This window comes from Candidatus Erwinia dacicola (assembly GCF_001756855.1).
Lineage (GTDB): Bacteria > Pseudomonadota > Gammaproteobacteria > Enterobacterales > Enterobacteriaceae > Erwinia > Erwinia dacicola.
On record NZ_MAYS01000256.1, the window covers coordinates 1 to 1,648 of the forward strand.

Below are 1,648 nucleotides of genomic sequence, written 5' to 3' on the forward strand. Positions count from 1 at the left end.
CGTTGACAGCAGGGGCTGCATCAGCTGGCGCCGCGGTGGAGCAGCAGGGTCTGCCACGTTCGCGCCTTCGGCGGTGACGGGCGTCATTGGCTGTTCCATCGGCTGTGCGCTTTTCTGCTCTGGCACGACCGCAGGATCAGTCACGGTTGCTTCGCCGTTCACTTTTACCGGCATGCCGGAGCGCGCTTTCACCGCATCTTCCATGCTGATGCTGTTCACGCTGGCGTCGGCAACAATTTTTGTCACGGAAGCAGGGATAGTCAGCGGCACAGGCTCGCGTGATTTGAACTGCTCTTCGGTCTGCGACAGCGGGTTGTGAACTTCCACATAGCGTGAACCGTCCGGCTCAACCGTGGCTTTGATTGGCTGGTCGATAAACTGAACGCGGGTGCCAACCGGCACGTGGTCGAACAGCCATTTGATATCGTCAGCACGCAGCCGGACGCAGCCGTGGCTCACGCGCAGACCGATACCGAAGTTAGCATTCGTACCGTGAATCGCGTACAGGCGACCGATATACAGCGCGTACAGCCCCATCGGGTTGTTCGGACCAGCCTGGAATACCGCAGGCAGTGATTCACTGCGCGCGTTGTACTCTTCGTGCATTTTCTTGGTCGGGGTCCAAGTCGGGCCAGCCTTTTTACGCTGGACGGTAGTGGTCCAGTTAATCGGGGTATCCTTGCCCAGCTCGCCGATACCAATTGGCAGCACGACCACGGTTTTACTGCCTTTCGGGTAGTAGTACAGACGCATTTCAGCACTGTTGATCACGATGCCTTCACGCGGCGCGTCCGGCAGGATCAGCTGTTGAGGGATGATCAACTTGCTGCCCGCTTTTGGCAGGTAAACGTCAACGCCCGGGTTAGCTTCCATAATGTTGCTCAGGCCCATCTGGTACTGAGCAGCAAAAGCTTCCAGCGGAAACTTACTGTCTTCCGGGATAGTAATTTCGAGGTTTTCCCCGATCAGGCGGCTGTTAGCGGCCGGAAGAGGGTAAACCACAGCAAAGGCAGATTGGCTGAAAGCCGCAGCGGCCAGAATCAGGGTGACAAACGCACGGATGCTCTTTTTCATATTATTTCAGGTGTAGCGCCATGCAGACTGTTGATAAACGCCCCAATACTGACCAACTGTGACCGGCTGCACATTATATGTTCATAACGGCTCAAGAAGAAACCAGGATTTAACCCTGTTGAACTATCTTTATGGATTGGCCCCTATATATTGAGACATTTTTTATCGCCTAGTCCATGACTGGTTCGCCGCCGCAGATATTCTCGTGGCGAACGATATCCCAGTGCACTGTGAAGATGCCATTCGTTGTAATGTTCGAAGGCCTCCGCAAGGTTCTTAACCGCGGTTAACCCGTCAGGTTTCGGCATGATGCTGATGTGGTCACGCTTCATCATTTTCACGACGCTCTCTGCCATCCCGTCGCTTTCTGGGCTGCGTACCGTCGTATGTTTAGGCTCCAGTCCGACCATTCTGGCGAACTGACGCCTCTGATGAGAACGGTAAGCTGAACCGTTGTCTGTCAGCCCATCAACAGGGGATGACGGCAGGTTGCTGGCGAAGCCTCGATGGTTAGGAGATTGAATCGCCTCTTCTGAGAGCGCCCAACCATGAATGTCAGAACGAACTATCCCTT

General features: G+C 54.9%; 2 protein-coding genes. Both read right to left on the reverse strand.

Features of this window, described 5'->3' with window-relative positions; genetic code table 11:
- On the reverse strand, positions 1 to 1,074 hold a 1,074-nt coding region (locus BBW68_RS07720; protein ID WP_102135769.1), incomplete at its 3' end, for a L,D-transpeptidase family protein.
- Positions 1,075 to 1,217: 143 nt separating this feature from the next.
- Positions 1,218 to 1,648: integrase core domain-containing protein (locus tag BBW68_RS07725; RefSeq protein WP_245675230.1), on the reverse strand; the 431-nt coding region annotated here is incomplete at its 5' end.